This window comes from Gilliamella sp. Nev5-1 (assembly GCF_001690895.1).
Lineage (GTDB): Bacteria > Pseudomonadota > Gammaproteobacteria > Enterobacterales > Orbaceae > Gilliamella > Gilliamella apicola_C.
In genome coordinates, this window is sequence record NZ_LZHO01000070.1 from 53,242 (window position 1) to 67,963 (window position 14,722).

General features: G+C 33.5%; 15 protein-coding genes. 9 read left to right on the forward strand and 6 right to left on the reverse strand.

Features of this window, described 5'->3' with window-relative positions; all coding sequences use genetic code 11:
- Positions 1–15 precede the first annotated feature (15 nt).
- The 3 genes from A9G41_RS09240 (at position 16) to A9G41_RS09250 (ending at position 2,162) form a co-directional block, all read left to right on the forward strand.
- Positions 16–501 (forward strand): CPCC family cysteine-rich protein, encoded by a 486-nt coding sequence (locus A9G41_RS09240; protein WP_065583044.1) that lies wholly within the window; start codon positions 16–18, stop codon positions 499–501.
- A gap of 652 nt (positions 502–1,153) precedes the next feature.
- Positions 1,154–1,561, forward strand: a complete 408-nt coding sequence (locus tag A9G41_RS09245) for a hypothetical protein (protein ID WP_065583045.1) — start codon at positions 1,154–1,156, stop codon at positions 1,559–1,561.
- A gap of 160 nt (positions 1,562–1,721) precedes the next feature.
- Positions 1,722–2,162, forward strand: a complete 441-nt coding sequence (locus A9G41_RS09250; protein ID WP_065583046.1) for a hypothetical protein — start codon at positions 1,722–1,724, stop codon at positions 2,160–2,162.
- 297 nt (positions 2,163–2,459) lie between these two features.
- Here the strand turns inward: A9G41_RS09250 and A9G41_RS09255 are convergent, their stop codons facing one another.
- Together A9G41_RS09255 and A9G41_RS09260 are read right to left on the reverse strand one after the other, a co-directional pair.
- Positions 2,460–4,001 carry an AMP-binding protein gene (locus A9G41_RS09255; protein WP_065567387.1) on the reverse strand — a complete coding sequence of 514 codons (1,542 nt, stop codon included), beginning with the start codon at positions 3,999–4,001 and terminating at the stop codon, positions 2,460–2,462.
- The gene (locus A9G41_RS09260) at positions 3,998–4,837 is read right to left on the reverse strand and encodes an SDR family NAD(P)-dependent oxidoreductase (RefSeq protein ID WP_065567388.1); all 840 of its coding nucleotides are present in this window, start codon (positions 4,835–4,837) and stop codon (positions 3,998–4,000) included. The genes A9G41_RS09255 and A9G41_RS09260 overlap by 4 nt, the downstream gene beginning before the upstream one ends.
- Before the next feature lie 1,193 nt (positions 4,838–6,030).
- On the opposite strand from A9G41_RS09260, the gene A9G41_RS09270 reads away from it, so the two are divergent.
- Positions 6,031–6,483 carry a hypothetical protein gene (locus A9G41_RS09270; protein ID WP_065583048.1) on the forward strand — a complete coding sequence of 151 codons (453 nt, stop codon included), beginning with the start codon at positions 6,031–6,033 and terminating at the stop codon, positions 6,481–6,483.
- A gap of 316 nt (positions 6,484–6,799) precedes the next feature.
- Entirely contained in the window at positions 6,800–7,168 is a 369-nt protein-coding gene (locus A9G41_RS09275) for an Imm8 family immunity protein (protein ID WP_065583049.1), read from the forward strand.
- A 137-nt stretch (positions 7,169–7,305) separates the two neighbouring features.
- Here the strand turns inward: A9G41_RS09275 and A9G41_RS09280 are convergent, their stop codons facing one another.
- From A9G41_RS09280 to A9G41_RS09290, 3 genes are all read right to left on the reverse strand, one after another.
- Positions 7,306–7,755, reverse strand: coding sequence for a hypothetical protein (locus A9G41_RS09280; protein WP_075539580.1), 450 nt, complete (start codon positions 7,753–7,755; stop codon positions 7,306–7,308).
- A 154-nt stretch (positions 7,756–7,909) separates the two neighbouring features.
- Positions 7,910–8,674 (reverse strand): type I 3-dehydroquinate dehydratase, encoded by a 765-nt coding sequence (gene aroD / locus A9G41_RS09285; RefSeq protein ID WP_075539581.1) that lies wholly within the window; start codon positions 8,672–8,674, stop codon positions 7,910–7,912.
- Positions 8,675–8,788: 114 nt separating this feature from the next.
- Positions 8,789–9,661, reverse strand: a complete 873-nt coding sequence (locus A9G41_RS09290; RefSeq protein ID WP_065567393.1) for a shikimate dehydrogenase — start codon at positions 9,659–9,661, stop codon at positions 8,789–8,791.
- A gap of 185 nt (positions 9,662–9,846) precedes the next feature.
- Here A9G41_RS09290 and A9G41_RS09295 point away from each other — a divergent pair, with 185 nt between their 5' ends.
- Positions 9,847–11,181: a Na+/H+ antiporter family protein gene (locus tag A9G41_RS09295; protein WP_065583098.1), complete on the forward strand. Its 1,335-nt coding sequence runs from the start codon at positions 9,847–9,849 to the stop codon at positions 11,179–11,181.
- Positions 11,182–11,218: 37 nt separating this feature from the next.
- Entirely contained in the window at positions 11,219–12,511 is a 1,293-nt protein-coding gene (gene rsmB / locus A9G41_RS09300; protein WP_075539582.1) for a 16S rRNA (cytosine(967)-C(5))-methyltransferase RsmB, read from the forward strand.
- 53 nt (positions 12,512–12,564) lie between these two features.
- On the opposite strand, the gene A9G41_RS09305 is transcribed toward rsmB, so the two are convergent.
- Positions 12,565–13,107, reverse strand: coding sequence for an NAD(P)H-dependent oxidoreductase (locus A9G41_RS09305; protein ID WP_065567395.1), 543 nt, complete (start codon positions 13,105–13,107; stop codon positions 12,565–12,567).
- Between the two features lie 108 nt (positions 13,108–13,215).
- On the opposite strand from A9G41_RS09305, the gene A9G41_RS09310 reads away from it, so the two are divergent.
- Together A9G41_RS09310 and serB are read left to right on the forward strand one after the other, a co-directional pair.
- Complete coding sequence (locus A9G41_RS09310) at positions 13,216–13,557, forward strand: winged helix-turn-helix transcriptional regulator (protein ID WP_065567396.1); 342 nt, start codon at positions 13,216–13,218, stop codon at positions 13,555–13,557.
- Between the two features lie 188 nt (positions 13,558–13,745).
- On the forward strand, positions 13,746–14,720 hold the full coding sequence (gene serB / locus A9G41_RS09315; RefSeq protein WP_065567397.1) for a phosphoserine phosphatase: 975 nt from the start codon (positions 13,746–13,748) through the stop codon (positions 14,718–14,720).
- The last annotated feature ends 2 nt before the right edge of the window (positions 14,721–14,722 follow it).

Here is a 14,722-nt window from a genome sequence, read left to right on the forward strand (position 1 = left end):
AGCGCGAGAAAAATAATGTGTATAGAATTCTTTCATAGTGAAGTCATTAACTTTTTAAATTACCACTCTTTATTTACTTTAAAATTAGACGATAGAACAAATTTTTTATATGAAAATGGAATACTTGATGAGCAATCTATGGCTCTTTCTAAGAAACAGATTTACAACAATGATATTTTAGATAGTTATCAATTATCATCGTTAATTAGAAATAAATACTTAGAAAACAAAATAAAAGACATTACCGGTAATGATATAAAAATAATTGATCATCCAGATAGTGAAATTACTGGTGTTGCTTGTATCTCATGTCGATACCTTGTTTTCAAGGATTATGAAGATTCGATTTTTGAAATATGTCCAGTTTGTGATTGGCAAACAGACCAATTAAATGAAGATGGATATAGTAAATTAAATCAAAGTTATTTAACCTCTTATATAAGCACTTCTTTATACAAAGAAAAAGTACTGCAATATCAGGATGTCTATATAAGAAAATAGCATAAATTCTAAAATAAATGCGCCAGTCTGCACCACGAAGTATTATGCCCCTAAGGATGGTTGAGCATCGAATTCAAAGACTACTGTAACCGCTGCTGGCAACACAAACACTCCCCTGCGAGGTTAGCATCCCATCCTACTCACATCCTGACAGAGCGCATCTACCAGTACGACAACCTCGGCGGGTTAGTTAGCATAAAAACACAGCAGACATGATCCTCGCAAAAAATGGCAAATGAAATTGTAAAAAAGTGTCACATGTTATCTACTACTGGATCTGTTTTAGTTAGCCTAAAGCGTAGGGCTATTCTTGAAAGTGTAGAGTATTTATGATCCTATTTTTGATGTAATGGGTCGATACGAAATTAAATATTATTAAAAAATAAAACGATAGAAGCTGGCTCAATAATTAGATATGTGTAGGATCGTGATTTATAGCATCAGGTTTACTGGTGAATTTCACAATGAAATGTCGCAACAAACCTAACTGCATCCAAAGCAAACAAAGTGCCAACTACAGCTAGCGTTACCGCTATTTCTACGACCACCTTATCGAAAAACATCAGCTAGACAGTGCAGGCGACCTCTTGCAACGTTAAAAACAGAAAAATTGTTTTGAACAAAAATATCATTCCATCCAAAGTATTTTTATATGATATATGAATTAAAAATATTTGATTATCATAATAGCTATTGTTTCGAAGCTGAATCAGATCAGATTGCAAATTATGATTTTTGTTTTAGTGGTGGATCGGATTTTATTTCAGTTAAGCTTGCAAATCTGCTGTTAGGTTATAAAGGTTTTTTAAAAGATGTTAAATGCCTTGATGCCAATGCCATTATCAATGGTCAGAGCAATTCAGACTATAACGTCTTAAATATTCTTCATTCATTATCATATATAGGTATGCATAAGCCTGATAGTGAACCAATATTAAATTATTTGCCTAATAGATCAAAGAAGTTTCATAGAATTGTCTTTAAAAAAATATCAAAGAAAACTTTTATATGGCAAGATGTCAGGAAGCTCAAAAACATGTCGTTATTTCAGATAAGCTAAGGCAATTCTTTGTTGAAAATAATGTCAAAAGAATATATTTATAACGACTTTTGTTAGCATATGCCCTAGTCATTATTAGTTTTATGTATAATTGTAACTATCGCTAAAATAGTGCAGAAACAAGTAGCAAATTCTTCATGATAAAAATAAAAAGGGTTGTATGAAGTTATTATGTAATCATTGTAAAAAACAATTTATAACATCAGAAGAGCAAGACCATTTTATCTCGGTTTCTCGCCAAAAGAATATGAAATTCATTATGATAAAATGCCATTATTGCTCAATGAGTTATGACATTAATTCGATGCTATTAAATAAGCAGGAGGATAAACAAACTGCTGTTGTAAATGGATTAAAGTGCCCTAAAGAAACATGTGCAGGTATTGTTTCTTATATTGAAGATGTCCCCCCATTTTTTGGTTGTGGTCAATGTGGTAATGTGTGGTTTAAAAAAGAAGACTTATGTAACGACATTAAAAACATAATTGCTAAATACCCTTATAGAAAACAAGCATATAATATTGTGAATGATAAATACTTGCCTGCTTTAGATAGCGAAATTCCCTCATGCTATGATGATCAAGTAAACTTGGAACAATAAATCAATTTTAGACAGATAATAATGGTTAGTTTAGCTACCTAGTGACTGGGGAAACCAATATTGCAGTGCGGATTTTAATCGGTTAGTGTTAAAGCATTGATTTAACCAAAGCATACTCTATTACAGATCCCAAAGCTCCTAATAAGAAAAATCATCTCCTTGTTTATAATTTTAATTTAGGTAATTTTAAACTAAATGAAGTTGGAACTATTTTCACCCACGAGATATTATCAATGTTTAGTTATCATCCTAATTTAATAATGATTATTTGTATAATAAACTAAACCATCATTACTTCTAATAAAATGTTCCAATATCTTCATTGTATAATAGAGTATGTAATTGCCTCTTATCAACCTTACCGATAGCCGTTATAGGCATTTCATTTAGCTCAATGACTTTTTTCGGCATTTGATAACGAGCCACTTTACTACGCAGCCAAGTAAACAATGCTTCGTTAGATAAAACTTGGTTTTTTCCTAATATAATAAAAGCAACAAATCGTTGTCCAAATTCATCATCGTTGATGGGTATGACTGTGGCTTCTTCAATTGCTGGATGCTCTAGTAACTGTTGTTCAAGATCATAAGGATATGCATTTTCTCCTGCTGATACAATCATGTCATCTTTTCGACCTTGTAAATAAAAATATCCATGTTGATCTTTATACGCTAAATCACCTGTTGAGATCCATTTGTTAGCTTGTATCGACCATGCGCACTTAATCCATAATTCGCCTATTCCTTTAACTATTTCCTGCCCATCTTGCATTAATTTTATATGTAATCCGTTAATTGGGCGGCCAATACAACTGGGTTGTTTTTCTAAATCTTCAGGTGTGGCAATTGTACATATACCGGCCTCAGATGTACCATATAAATTAAATAGCATTGGCCCCAATTTATTTTGTGTTTCTTGAACAAGCGTTTCTGCTAAAGGTGAACCACCACTAATAATACATTTCAAACTTAGTAACTTGGTGTGATCATACTTAAGTAAACGACCTAGCATTAACGGAACTAAAGTAATAACCTCTATTTTATGTTTATCTAATAACTGACTAGCTTCTTGTGTTGTAAATTTTTTATGTAAAAAAATAGTAGAGCCGAGCAGTACAGCTATGCAAAATGTAGCAATACCAAACCCATGGTAAATTGGTGTTGCGATATAAATGCTTGAATACTGATTAAGTTTTAATTTTGTAAATAAAGCAGTAAAAGGAATGATAAATCCTTTAGCTTTTGTGCTGCGCCCCGCTATTTTAAAATTGCCTGTTGTGCCACTGGTTAATACAATGATTTTGGGAAAATGACACACTTTTCTTTTTTGTGTTGTTTTCATTAAACGACCATTTATTAATCGTTGAATAGAAGGAAAATTGTCGTGATAAGTTAATAGGTTATTTTCTTTCTGTAAAAATTTAATCTCTGGATCATGAATAATTAAGTCAAATGAATACGCTTCGTCTAGTTTTTTAAATTGTGTCGCAGACATCTGTGCATTTAATAAATAGATATCTGCGCCCAATACAGATAAAGCAAAGAGAGTGTGTGCTAAATAAATGTGGTTATAAGCCATCACTGCAATCTTCTGTTTAGCTTTAACACCATAAAAAGTAGCTAGTTGATCAGCTAAATGTTGTGATTGTTTATATAGGGTACAAAAATTAATATTATCTTTTTCATCTTGAAACGCAATTTTTTGTGGGTAAAACCGTTTGCTTATATAAAGCAACGTCATTAAATTGATGCCGACAACTTTTATTGCACAAATTAAATACCAAATTCCTCTAAAGGTTAATAAGTTACATTGATAGAGTATTTTTAAAGTCTTAATCATTTTTTATTCCGTAAATAATACTGTGTTATTTTTAACCATAATGGATATAATAAAACGGAAGTTAGTTGCGCCCATATACTCCACCAAGGCTTATAATATGTCTTACGGTTAATCAATAAGTTATTAATACGCATTGCAGCCTGTTCAGCGCGCATTGCTGGCGCTTGTTGATATGCTTTAGTTGGTGCTATCATTCTAGTCTTAACCAACGGCAAATAGGTGCTGGAAACGGTGATCTTGTTGATAGCAAGCTCACTACTGGCACAATTCAGCCATTGATCAAAAGCGGCTTTAGAAGCTTGATAAGCTGCCCAGTAGGGGGTTGGCGCTAATAATACATTAATTGCTGATACGTTAATAATTTGCCCTTTATTTTTTTGTAATTCAGGAATTAATGCTAAGCAAAGTTTCACTGGAGCAAAATAATTTAATTGCATTGTTCTTTGAAAATCATGGTATCTGTCTAATGATTGCATAATTGGACGACAGATAGATTTACCAGCATTATTAATAAAAATATCAATTGTAAATTGAGATAATATTTTTATAAACTCGTTAAGCTGTTGCTCATCGGATAAATTGACAGAAAAAACGTGCACCGTTGCTTTTTGACTGGTTATCTGTTGCTTTATCGTTTCTAGTTTTTCTGTTGTGCGCGCGACTAAAATGAGTCTACAATCAATGTCTGCTATCTGATAACAAAGCGCTTCACCGATACCAAAAGTAGCACCAGTAATCAACACGGTTTTATGATGTAATCGCTGGGTAAGGAGTGCTTTATTTACTTTTATAGGAGGAAATAGAATAAATTCCAAACATCGCTTTATCGCGTTCATTGTTTTTTTATTTTTCTCTTTAAACAATAAATACCGTGTAGAATAACATAGAATTTATTATTTATTACTCATAAATAGGCGACAGTCAAAACTGTAATTACCAGATTAGGTAGCAGTTTAAACTTAATCTAACAGACGCTAACGACTTATCAGAATTCATTTTAACAAAATGAGATCCTCGCCAAAAAATGAACCTATGTCACCTTTATGATATAACTAACAATCATAGGAGGACATTGTGGCCAAAAAATTTAGCGCACAAACTGGTGAAGTACCAATATATAAAGCAACATTTGTTACCATACCCATTATTGCTAGTCTGCCGTCACTTAGAAGTTAGCGTATCAGATTACTATACTTGGCTAAAACCTGAGCCTAAATCAACGGGGTTATTTGAGAATATCAAAGCACTTTATTGTTAACATAAATCCTGCTCAAGCACACCCAGCTTAGTACATGATATCAGGGACAAGGGCTAGGATATATCATAAAGAAAGATTAGCTGAGTATGATAAAAATCAGTCAGAAAAGGCATTGATTTTATTTGATTTTTTATTTTGTAACGCGATGAAAAATAATGGCATTACTCCTTTTGCTACAAGTCTATCATTATGATGTGCGGACTAATACATTAAGTATATTGATAAATATTTAGTTTGTCATTCACCCAAAATTCCTTATTTTGTCGTCAATTTCCTAAAGGAATATTATACCTAGTAGCCAATGAAACCAAATATTACAGTGCGGATTTTAAGCGATTAGTGTTACAGCATGGAATTAACTAAAGCATTATTCACCACCTATTATTTAAACGCTATACCAAATTTTTTGGCGAGGATCTGATTGGCTCACAGAAAAATTTAAGTGGCTATCGGCTTTGGTTTGGTTAAATGGTATAGAATCCTGAATAATTTTTACAAATAGATTCTAAAGTAAATATCCAAATCATAAATAATTTATGACAAAACATAATGTTTGCGTGAATTGATTTAAATAAAGTGTGCTTTTTTATAAAACAATTTTTGAAAAAAATATTGAATCTAGCACCATAACAGTATGAATATTCTTAATATGGATTATTATAATATTGAGTAAAAATTCGAGCATGTAGATATATATCAAATGCTTTGCCATACGGTAATGATGGCCAATGTCAAAACAATTGCAACGGTTTATCCTAAAGGATATTGTTAATGATTAATTTAATTATCTCCCCTGATTCTATTCGCGTATCAAAAAGTAAAATATCAACGCAAATATTCTCAAAAATATATTTTCAGATCGGGAACATTTTCTTTCCTGATGAACAATGGGATGATTTTACCGTAGTTATATTAAATTGGTGGTTAAAAGAAGCTTGTAAAATTCAGCAAAATAACATAACTCATTTTTACTTTATGGATGGACCTTTTTATTTTGAAGTTTTTTGTATTAATAAAATTTGTAAAATCAAATTTATAGATAATCGGTTTGATAAAAAAGAAGTCGTATATAGTGGTGAAATAGAATACACATCTTTACTGAATTTATTAAAGAAAAATGCAAATTTATTAATTCGAAGCTTACCTATGGATGCCGAAAAACTAAAAGATGTCATAGAATTAAAACAAAATTTAAAATTAATACAAACTCGATTCTGTAAATAAGTTTGTATTTTTGTCTATTTTTATATTTATCTTTGGTATCAACATATGCTTTTCTACTTTACGAAAATAATGTTATTGATTACGAAGATGAGATGTATCTAACATTGCAATTCAATAGATTGTCAATAATTGAGTGTGTCTTGATTTTTATCATTGGTTTAATGGAATACCCAAGTAGCTAAATATTAAGGTTAATACGATCGATAGCTTTACCATATTGGTAAAAAAATAAGATTTAAGCAATGATAATTGAGGCGTTCTCGATATTATAATTACAGTGAACACCTTATAATGTTTATTTTGATGCGGGCTATAAATGAAAATTAAACAACAAAAATTTGAAGTGAAATATTACTGGTCTCCAGATATCGGTGATCCTTGGCTGTGGCAGCCAGAAGATAATGCAGTTTTTTATTTATTAGAGATGAATATTGGTATTACTGGCGAAGATAATTCTGATATTTACTCAATCATTGTCGCAACTCCAGCAGGAGTACTCAATTTAAATAAGGACAGAATTCAACAGCCAAAACGATATAAAATTTTATTATTAAATCAATATGATTGGGATAAAGTTAGACAATCCATAGATGAAAAGCGGGCTTGTATAAAACCAGCTGATGGTACACCCGCTTTTGATAAGTTAGTGAGTGATTTTTATTGGGAATATGACGGTATGCCATAATCACCGCATTTTGTAATTGTGCATTTGCTGGTTAAAAGTGACGATTAATTTTATTACCAAATTGTGTAATCAATTAGCTGTAATAAAGTTGCTTATTGTACATAACCTGTTTGGGATAGGTATACGTCTACAACTAGCTAGCAAGAAAATGCCAGCCTATCGTCAATAATGCTTTTATTATTGATTAATTCAAAGGATAGCAAAATGCCTTCATAATTAATGCCAAGGACAATTAATTGTTCATCGACTTTATAGTAGTAACGCATATGATCTTCATAAAGATGATCTTTAAGAATATAATTATGATTAAAGGTATCGGTTAAAATAAACGGGGATCCTAATTTAAACTCAAAGCCCAAGAAATTCAAAATTTGATTGGCTTTATCAAGTAAGAATATATTATCTATCACTTCATCAATTAATAAAACTTCAATATTATCGGCAATATAAAAAAACATAATTTGATAACCACAAATATCTGCTGTTCCTAGAATATCGGCATAGGCAAAATCTTTAATGGTATTATGTTGATCTGAATTAAAAAAATAATTGATATCAAGCGAGCTAAATTTATTTTTATTATACATATCCCAAACCTAAATTTTGTACAACCACATAACAATTTGGGGGGAGTAAAATTCGCTATGTGGTTGTAAATGAAGATTTTGATAATGAAGCGCAAACACTTCATCACCGCTCTACATTGGCACGCCAATTCATTATTAACGGATTGATGTTAAATTAGCTATGGCTTTGGTACAAGGTATCTAAAATAGAGCGTAATTGTTTGGCGTCTAATTGACCCGGTGCCGAAGCATGTTTGGCAGCGCCAAAGGTCATTGCTGAGCCAAATGTCGCACCAGCAATACGGCTCACCACACCCAGCCCAGCCATAGACATGGTAATAATGGGGGTAGTTGCGTATTGTTGGTTCATTTCGGTGGTTGCTGCAAGTAGTGTCAATACATCATCTGTTGTTTGTGGCATGACGGCAATTTTAGGAATGTCAGCACCCAGTTCCTGCATTTTCCTTAATCGGTAGATAATATCACTTTTGGATGGTGTTTTTTCAAAATCATGGTTTGATGCTACAACAAATACCTGATTTCTGTGTGCAACGGCAATAATATCTTTTACATCATCATCACCAATAAATAGCTCAACATCAATAAGGTCAATAAGCCCACTACACGCCATTTCTTTATTCAACTGAATATAAGATGTGAGTGGCCAAGGTTTAACCCCCCCTTCATTTGCGGTTCTAAACGTAAATAAAATCGGTTTATTGGGCAGTAAATCGGCTATGCTTTTAGCTGCTTGTTTTACGGCATTGATATTGTCAACTTGAGTAAAGTGATCAACACGCCACTCTAAAACGTCAAAATCAATAGATTGTAAAAACTTAACTTCATCAATTAATTCTGCTTGAGTCTTACCCACAATAGGCACAATAATTTTAGGCGCACCCAAACCGATCTCAAGTTCTTTTATGGTAATTGTTTTCATTTCATATTCCATTAGCTAGCAATTGCATTAATAGATGGTGATTTTATAACGCTTAACAATATTTATCACTGATTATCCATCATGAATAAAATCGTTAAAAAATTAGATTATTCATTAATCATTAAAACCCATTTGTTCTTTCACATATTCAATCGGTGCATCTTCACCCGTCCAAATTTTTATTTGAGCAGCACCTTGCCATAGCATCATGCCAATACCGTTTAATGTTCGGCAACCTTGTTGCTCCGCCATTTCTAATAGCTTGGTTTTTCGTGGGCTGTAAATGCAGTCGGTAACAATAAGATCAGGTCTTAACATCGTGGCATCAGTAATTAAGCTTTGCCCCTCTAACGGCTTCATCCCAACACCTGTTGCATTACAAAGCACAACACTATCTGCAATCTCTTTGCGTAATTGATCTTTATCGGCGAGATCGATAACACGCACATGGCATTGACTCGTTTGATTCAATTTTTTCGCAATGGCTTCTATCTTTGTATAGCATTCATCTTTTTGATTAAAGATGGTGATTGCTTTTACTCCATCAAGTGCTGCTTGCACAACAATGGCGGTTGCCGCACCGCCCGCTCCGAGAATGGTTATTTTTTTGCCTATCACATCAATATTGGCTTCTTTAAGCATACGCATGTAGCCCATTCCGTCTGTGTTATAGCCAGTTAACACACCATTATCATTGGAAATAGTATTACACGCGCCACTTAGTTCAACGGCCGGCGTTAACTTATCAAGGTACTGGCAGACAAGCTGCTTATTGGGCATTGATACCGCACTGCCACGCAAACCTAATGCCCTAAGCCCTTTAATTGCATCAGCAAGTTTTTCTTGATCAACTTCAAATGCTAAATAAACATAGGGAACATTCAATTTTGAATAAATCGTATTTTGCATTTGCGGGGATAAACTATGGCGAATAGGGTAGGCCATTAAACCGATTAGTAAAAAATGTCCGTCGATATTATTTCTCATTAACAACGCTCCACAATAACTTGACTTTAATATAAAAGCTTTTATGCTTAAAATTACTTCAGTAACACGAATTTGGTTTTGTCTATTGCAAAAGAGTGAGTATACACTATCAATTGCACTTTCAATACCTATCGCCTACAATAATAAGCTTTGCTTCTTAACTAAGAATCTATCTTATGAATACAATGCTTGATTTGTTCCCGTCAATAAATGCAGTTGTGGTTGCAGTAATTTGTATGTTAATTTTATCGCTTTGCCGTGTCCATGTTGTTATTAGCTTAATCATTGGGGCATTTGTTGGCGGTTTATTTAGCCATTTATCGTTAAAAGAAACCATTGATGCCTTTAACACAGGTATCAGCAATGGGGCAAATATTGCACTTTCTTATGCCATGCTAGGTGCATTTGCTGTGGCGATATCAAAATCTGGCTTACCAGAATTATTGGCAGATAAAGCGATTAAACAGCTGACATCAAGCGATGCTAAAAAACGTATCAAATGGATTTTGATTGTTATTATTGGGCTAGTAAGTATTTCCTCTCAAAATATAATTCCGATTCATATCGCCTTTATACCTCTTTTAATTCCGCCCCTATTATATGTTATGTCACGGCTACAGCTTGATAGAAGAATGATTGCGTGTATTATGACATTTGGATTAATTACTCCTTATATGTTTTTACCAGTTGGATTTGGCAATATCTTTTTGCATCAAATCTTATTAAAAAATATTACCGCATCTGGCATGGATGTAAGCCATGTTAATGTAATGCATGCCATGGCTATTCCTGCGTTAGGCATGTTTGTTGGCTTATTATGGGCTATCTTTGTTAGTTATCGTAAACCAAGAGAATATAAAATTATTCGTAGCGAAGCGAATCAAGGTGCTGTAAAAGAGGTGAATAAGCATTCACTTATTGTTTCATTATTGGCAATTGCGTTATCTTTTTCCGTTCAACTTTATACCGGCTCAATGATTTTAGGTGCCTTAATTGGTTTTATTTGCTTTATTGTATCGGGATCGATTAAATGGGGCGAAGCGGATGGTGTTTTTACTGACGGCATCAAAATGATGGCAATGATCGGCTTTGTGATGATTTCAGCGCAAGGATTTGCCGAAGTATTAAAACAAACGCATGAAATTGAACCGCTTGTTATTAATAGTGCAGCTTTATTTGCAGGAAATAAAGTGATTGCTGCCTTTGTAATGATGCTAATTGGCTTGGTTATTACATTAGGGATTGGCTCTTCATTTTCAACCGTCCCAATCATTGCAGCTGTTTATGTGCCACTTTGTGTACAACTTGGTTTTTCACCGATTGCCACGGTATGTTTAATTGGCGCATCGGGTGCGATTGGTGATGCAGGATCACCACCATCAGATACTATTTTAGCGACATCGTCTGGATTAAATAGTGATGGGCAACATGACCATATTCGAGATAGTGTTATCCCAACATTTACCCATTTTAATATTCCGTTATTTATTGCTGGTTGGATTGGATCTTTAATTTTATAAACTAATCACAATAGATAAATTAAGGTTGTCATGATTTATGAATAAAAAATTACACCAAAATATACGAGCTGTTTGTGCGCAAGCTATTTTTAATGTATTAGAAGAAGGGCAATCATTAAGTGCCACACTGACTGCTTTGCATCACAAAATAGCGGATAAAGATCGAGCATTAGTGCAAGAAATGTGTTTTGGTGTGATGCGAGTATTACCCGAGCTCAATTTTTATATCCATACCTTAATGAGTAAGGTTTTGACAGGTAAAAATAGGGTTTTGCACTATTTATTGTTAGTGGGTATTTACCAGATCCTTTATACACGTATTCCCGAACATGCCGCTGTTGGTGAAACAGTTGATGCAGTAAATACTTTGCAAAAGGCGCCATTAAAAGGATTAGTTAATGGCGTGTTACGTGAGTTTTTGCGTCAGCAAGCATCATTACAACAAAAATTTATGCAAGATGATAAGCAACAAAATAGCCGAACATTACACCCAAGTTGGTTATTGACTCGTATAAAGCAAGCTTACCCACAGCAGTGGCAAACAATTATTGATGCGAATAACCAAAAACCGCCAATGTGGTTGCGGGTTAACCAAAACCAATATTCAATTCAAGAATATCAAAAACTGTTAGCAAAACAGCATATTGAGTCAGAACCACATGATCAATTACCTTGTGCATTGCGGTTATTATCGCCCGTCAATGTTGCTAAATTACCCCATTTTGATGACGGTGCAGTGACAGTACAAGACTTGTCTGCTCAGTATGCTGCTTATTTATTAGCACCACAAAATGGTGAGCAAATTCTGGATCTTTGTGCGGCACCTGGTGGTAAAACCACGCATATTTTAGAGGTAGCGCCAAAGGCACAAGTGTTAGCTGTGGATGTGGATGCAAACCGAGCCAAACGTATTGATGAAAATTTAACTCGTTTGAAACAGCATGCTGACGTCAAAGTTGGCGATGGCTTAACGCCAGAGCTGTGGTGTGAGGGGCGTTCGTTTGACCGTATTTTATTGGATGCACCTTGCTCCGCAACAGGCGTTATCCGCCGTCATCCAGATATAAAATGGTTACGCCGAGATAATGATATTGCCCAATTAACTGAGCTACAACATGCAATCTTAACTAATATTTGGTCTTATTTAAAAATTGGTGGTACTTTAGTTTATGCCACTTGTTCAATTCTACCAGACGAAAATAAATTACAAATTGAGCGTTTTTTACAAGAAAACACCAGCGCCAAATTACAAGGTGAACTTAAACAATTTTTACCTATTGAAAATGGTGGTGATGGTTTTTTTTATGCGGTTTTAAAAAAGCATAGTTAATACAACATAAAATATGATGATTTATCAATTATTATAAATCATCATATTGATTTTTATTGGTTATATTTATTTATGATTTCAACTAACTGTTGCCCATGTTGTCGTGCTTTTGTTTTTATTTTAGCTTGCATTTCTTCAATCTCTGGTGAAATACCATATAAAAGTATTGGTGGCAGATATTCCATTTGCGTATATAAAGTTGATACTTTGACGGGCTCTAATAAATTATCCATTAAATCGTTGTGATATTTTTTATAATTTTGTTCTTGTTGTCCTATGGTTAAACTTGGTAATAGTTTTTTACCTTTTAATTTATCGCCTTTGGAGCCATAAGCAAATTGGTAAGTAAATACTTCATCAAACCATATTTTTAATATTGCCGGCATGTTAAACCAATACATTGGATATTGTAAAACGATAAGGTCATGTCTGAGTAATGCGGCTTGCTCCTCTTGTACATTGATTTGATAGTTTGGATAAAGCTTGTGAATATTGCGAATTTCAATATCCTCAACTTTATCTTGTAATGTTTCGATAATTGTTTTATTGGCGATAGACTGTTTAATATTGGGGTGACCTAAAATAATTAATGTCATAATGATACTTTTTTCCTTTTTTGCTGTTAAAATGATAGTTACTCTAATTAGTTTATTTGTAAATAAACTTATAGCAATATCTATCAAACTTGATAGTTAGGTGAATTAATGCAAATAGATGAACAAAGACCATTAAAACGTTATAACAATAAAACTTATTATTGCCCTATTAGTTTGGCAATGGATTTAGTTGGTGGAAAATGGAAAGGGGTAATACTTTATTATTTGCTTTTTGGTGAAAAAAGATTCAGCGAATTGAAAACCATTATTCCTCATATTACCGATATGACATTAAGTATACAACTTAAAAAATTAGAGGAAGATGGGTTAATTACTCGACACGTTTTTGGTGATAAACCCCCTTTAAAAGTTTTCTATAAATTAACGCCATTTGGCGAAAAATTAGGGCCTGTATTAGAGCAACTTTGTTCATGGGCGTTGAATATTTAAGATTGATATAAGCATTGAGGTGGAATGATTAAAGGCAACCTACGGATTTATCTATTTTGTTAAAAAAGTTTCAGATAACTATGTGTTTAAGTATAAAAAACTAAAAAAATCACACAATCCTAATTTGGACAATCTTTAACAGTTATGGTAAATTTTGAGCCCGTTTTATGTTAGGAAGACTTTCTGATATGGCTTACACCCTCACCTATAATGATTTACCTGAAAATATCCAACGCTGGCAAGGTTTGCCACTTTCATTAAATGGCTGCGAAGTGGTGCCTTTAGATTATAATGCAGGTAAAACAGGTTGGATTATTTATGGCAAAAAGCTAAATAAAACAGTATTGTCAAAATTCCAAAATCAACTTGCTATGCCAATGGTAATTGTTTCATCTTGGAAAATAAAAACTTATCAGATTGTTCGTATTGCTGGAGTTATGCCTAAAAAAGCCAAGGCTATTTCATTAACATTAGGCATCGATGTATCGCCAATTGACAATTTACCTACACTCCATTCACCAGGATTATTGGTTATGGATATGGATTCAACGGCAATCAAAATTGAATGCATAGATGAGCTGGCTAAATTATATGGTGTAGGTCAGCAAGTTGCGGCTGTGACTGAACAAGCAATGCATGGTGAGCTTGATTTTGCAACCAGTTTACGAAATCGGGTGGCAACTTTAAAAGGAGCGCATCAAGATCTTTTACAACAAGTAAAAGATAACTTACCGCTTACTCCTGGATTGACCTATTTAGTCAAAGAATTGCATAAAAAAAATTGGCATGTTGCTATTGCGTCAGGAGGATTTACCTATTTTGCTGATCATCTAAAGCAGAAACTAAAATTAGCGGATGTTTATGCCAACGAATTAGAAGTCAAACATAATAAATTAACGGGTAAAGTAATTGGTCAAATTGTCGATGCAAAGTATAAAGCGCGAACTTTACAACAATTAGCGACATCACTTGATATACCTATTGAGCAAACGGTGGCTATTGGTGATGGCGCCAATGATTTAATGATGCTACGTATTGCGGGTTTAGGCGTTGCCTATCATGGAAAGCCTAAAGTAGTTGAAAAAGCTAAAATTAGCATTAATTATGCAGATTTAACTGGATTATGGTGTATTTTATCAACCAGTTTATTAAGCGAAGGTTAGGA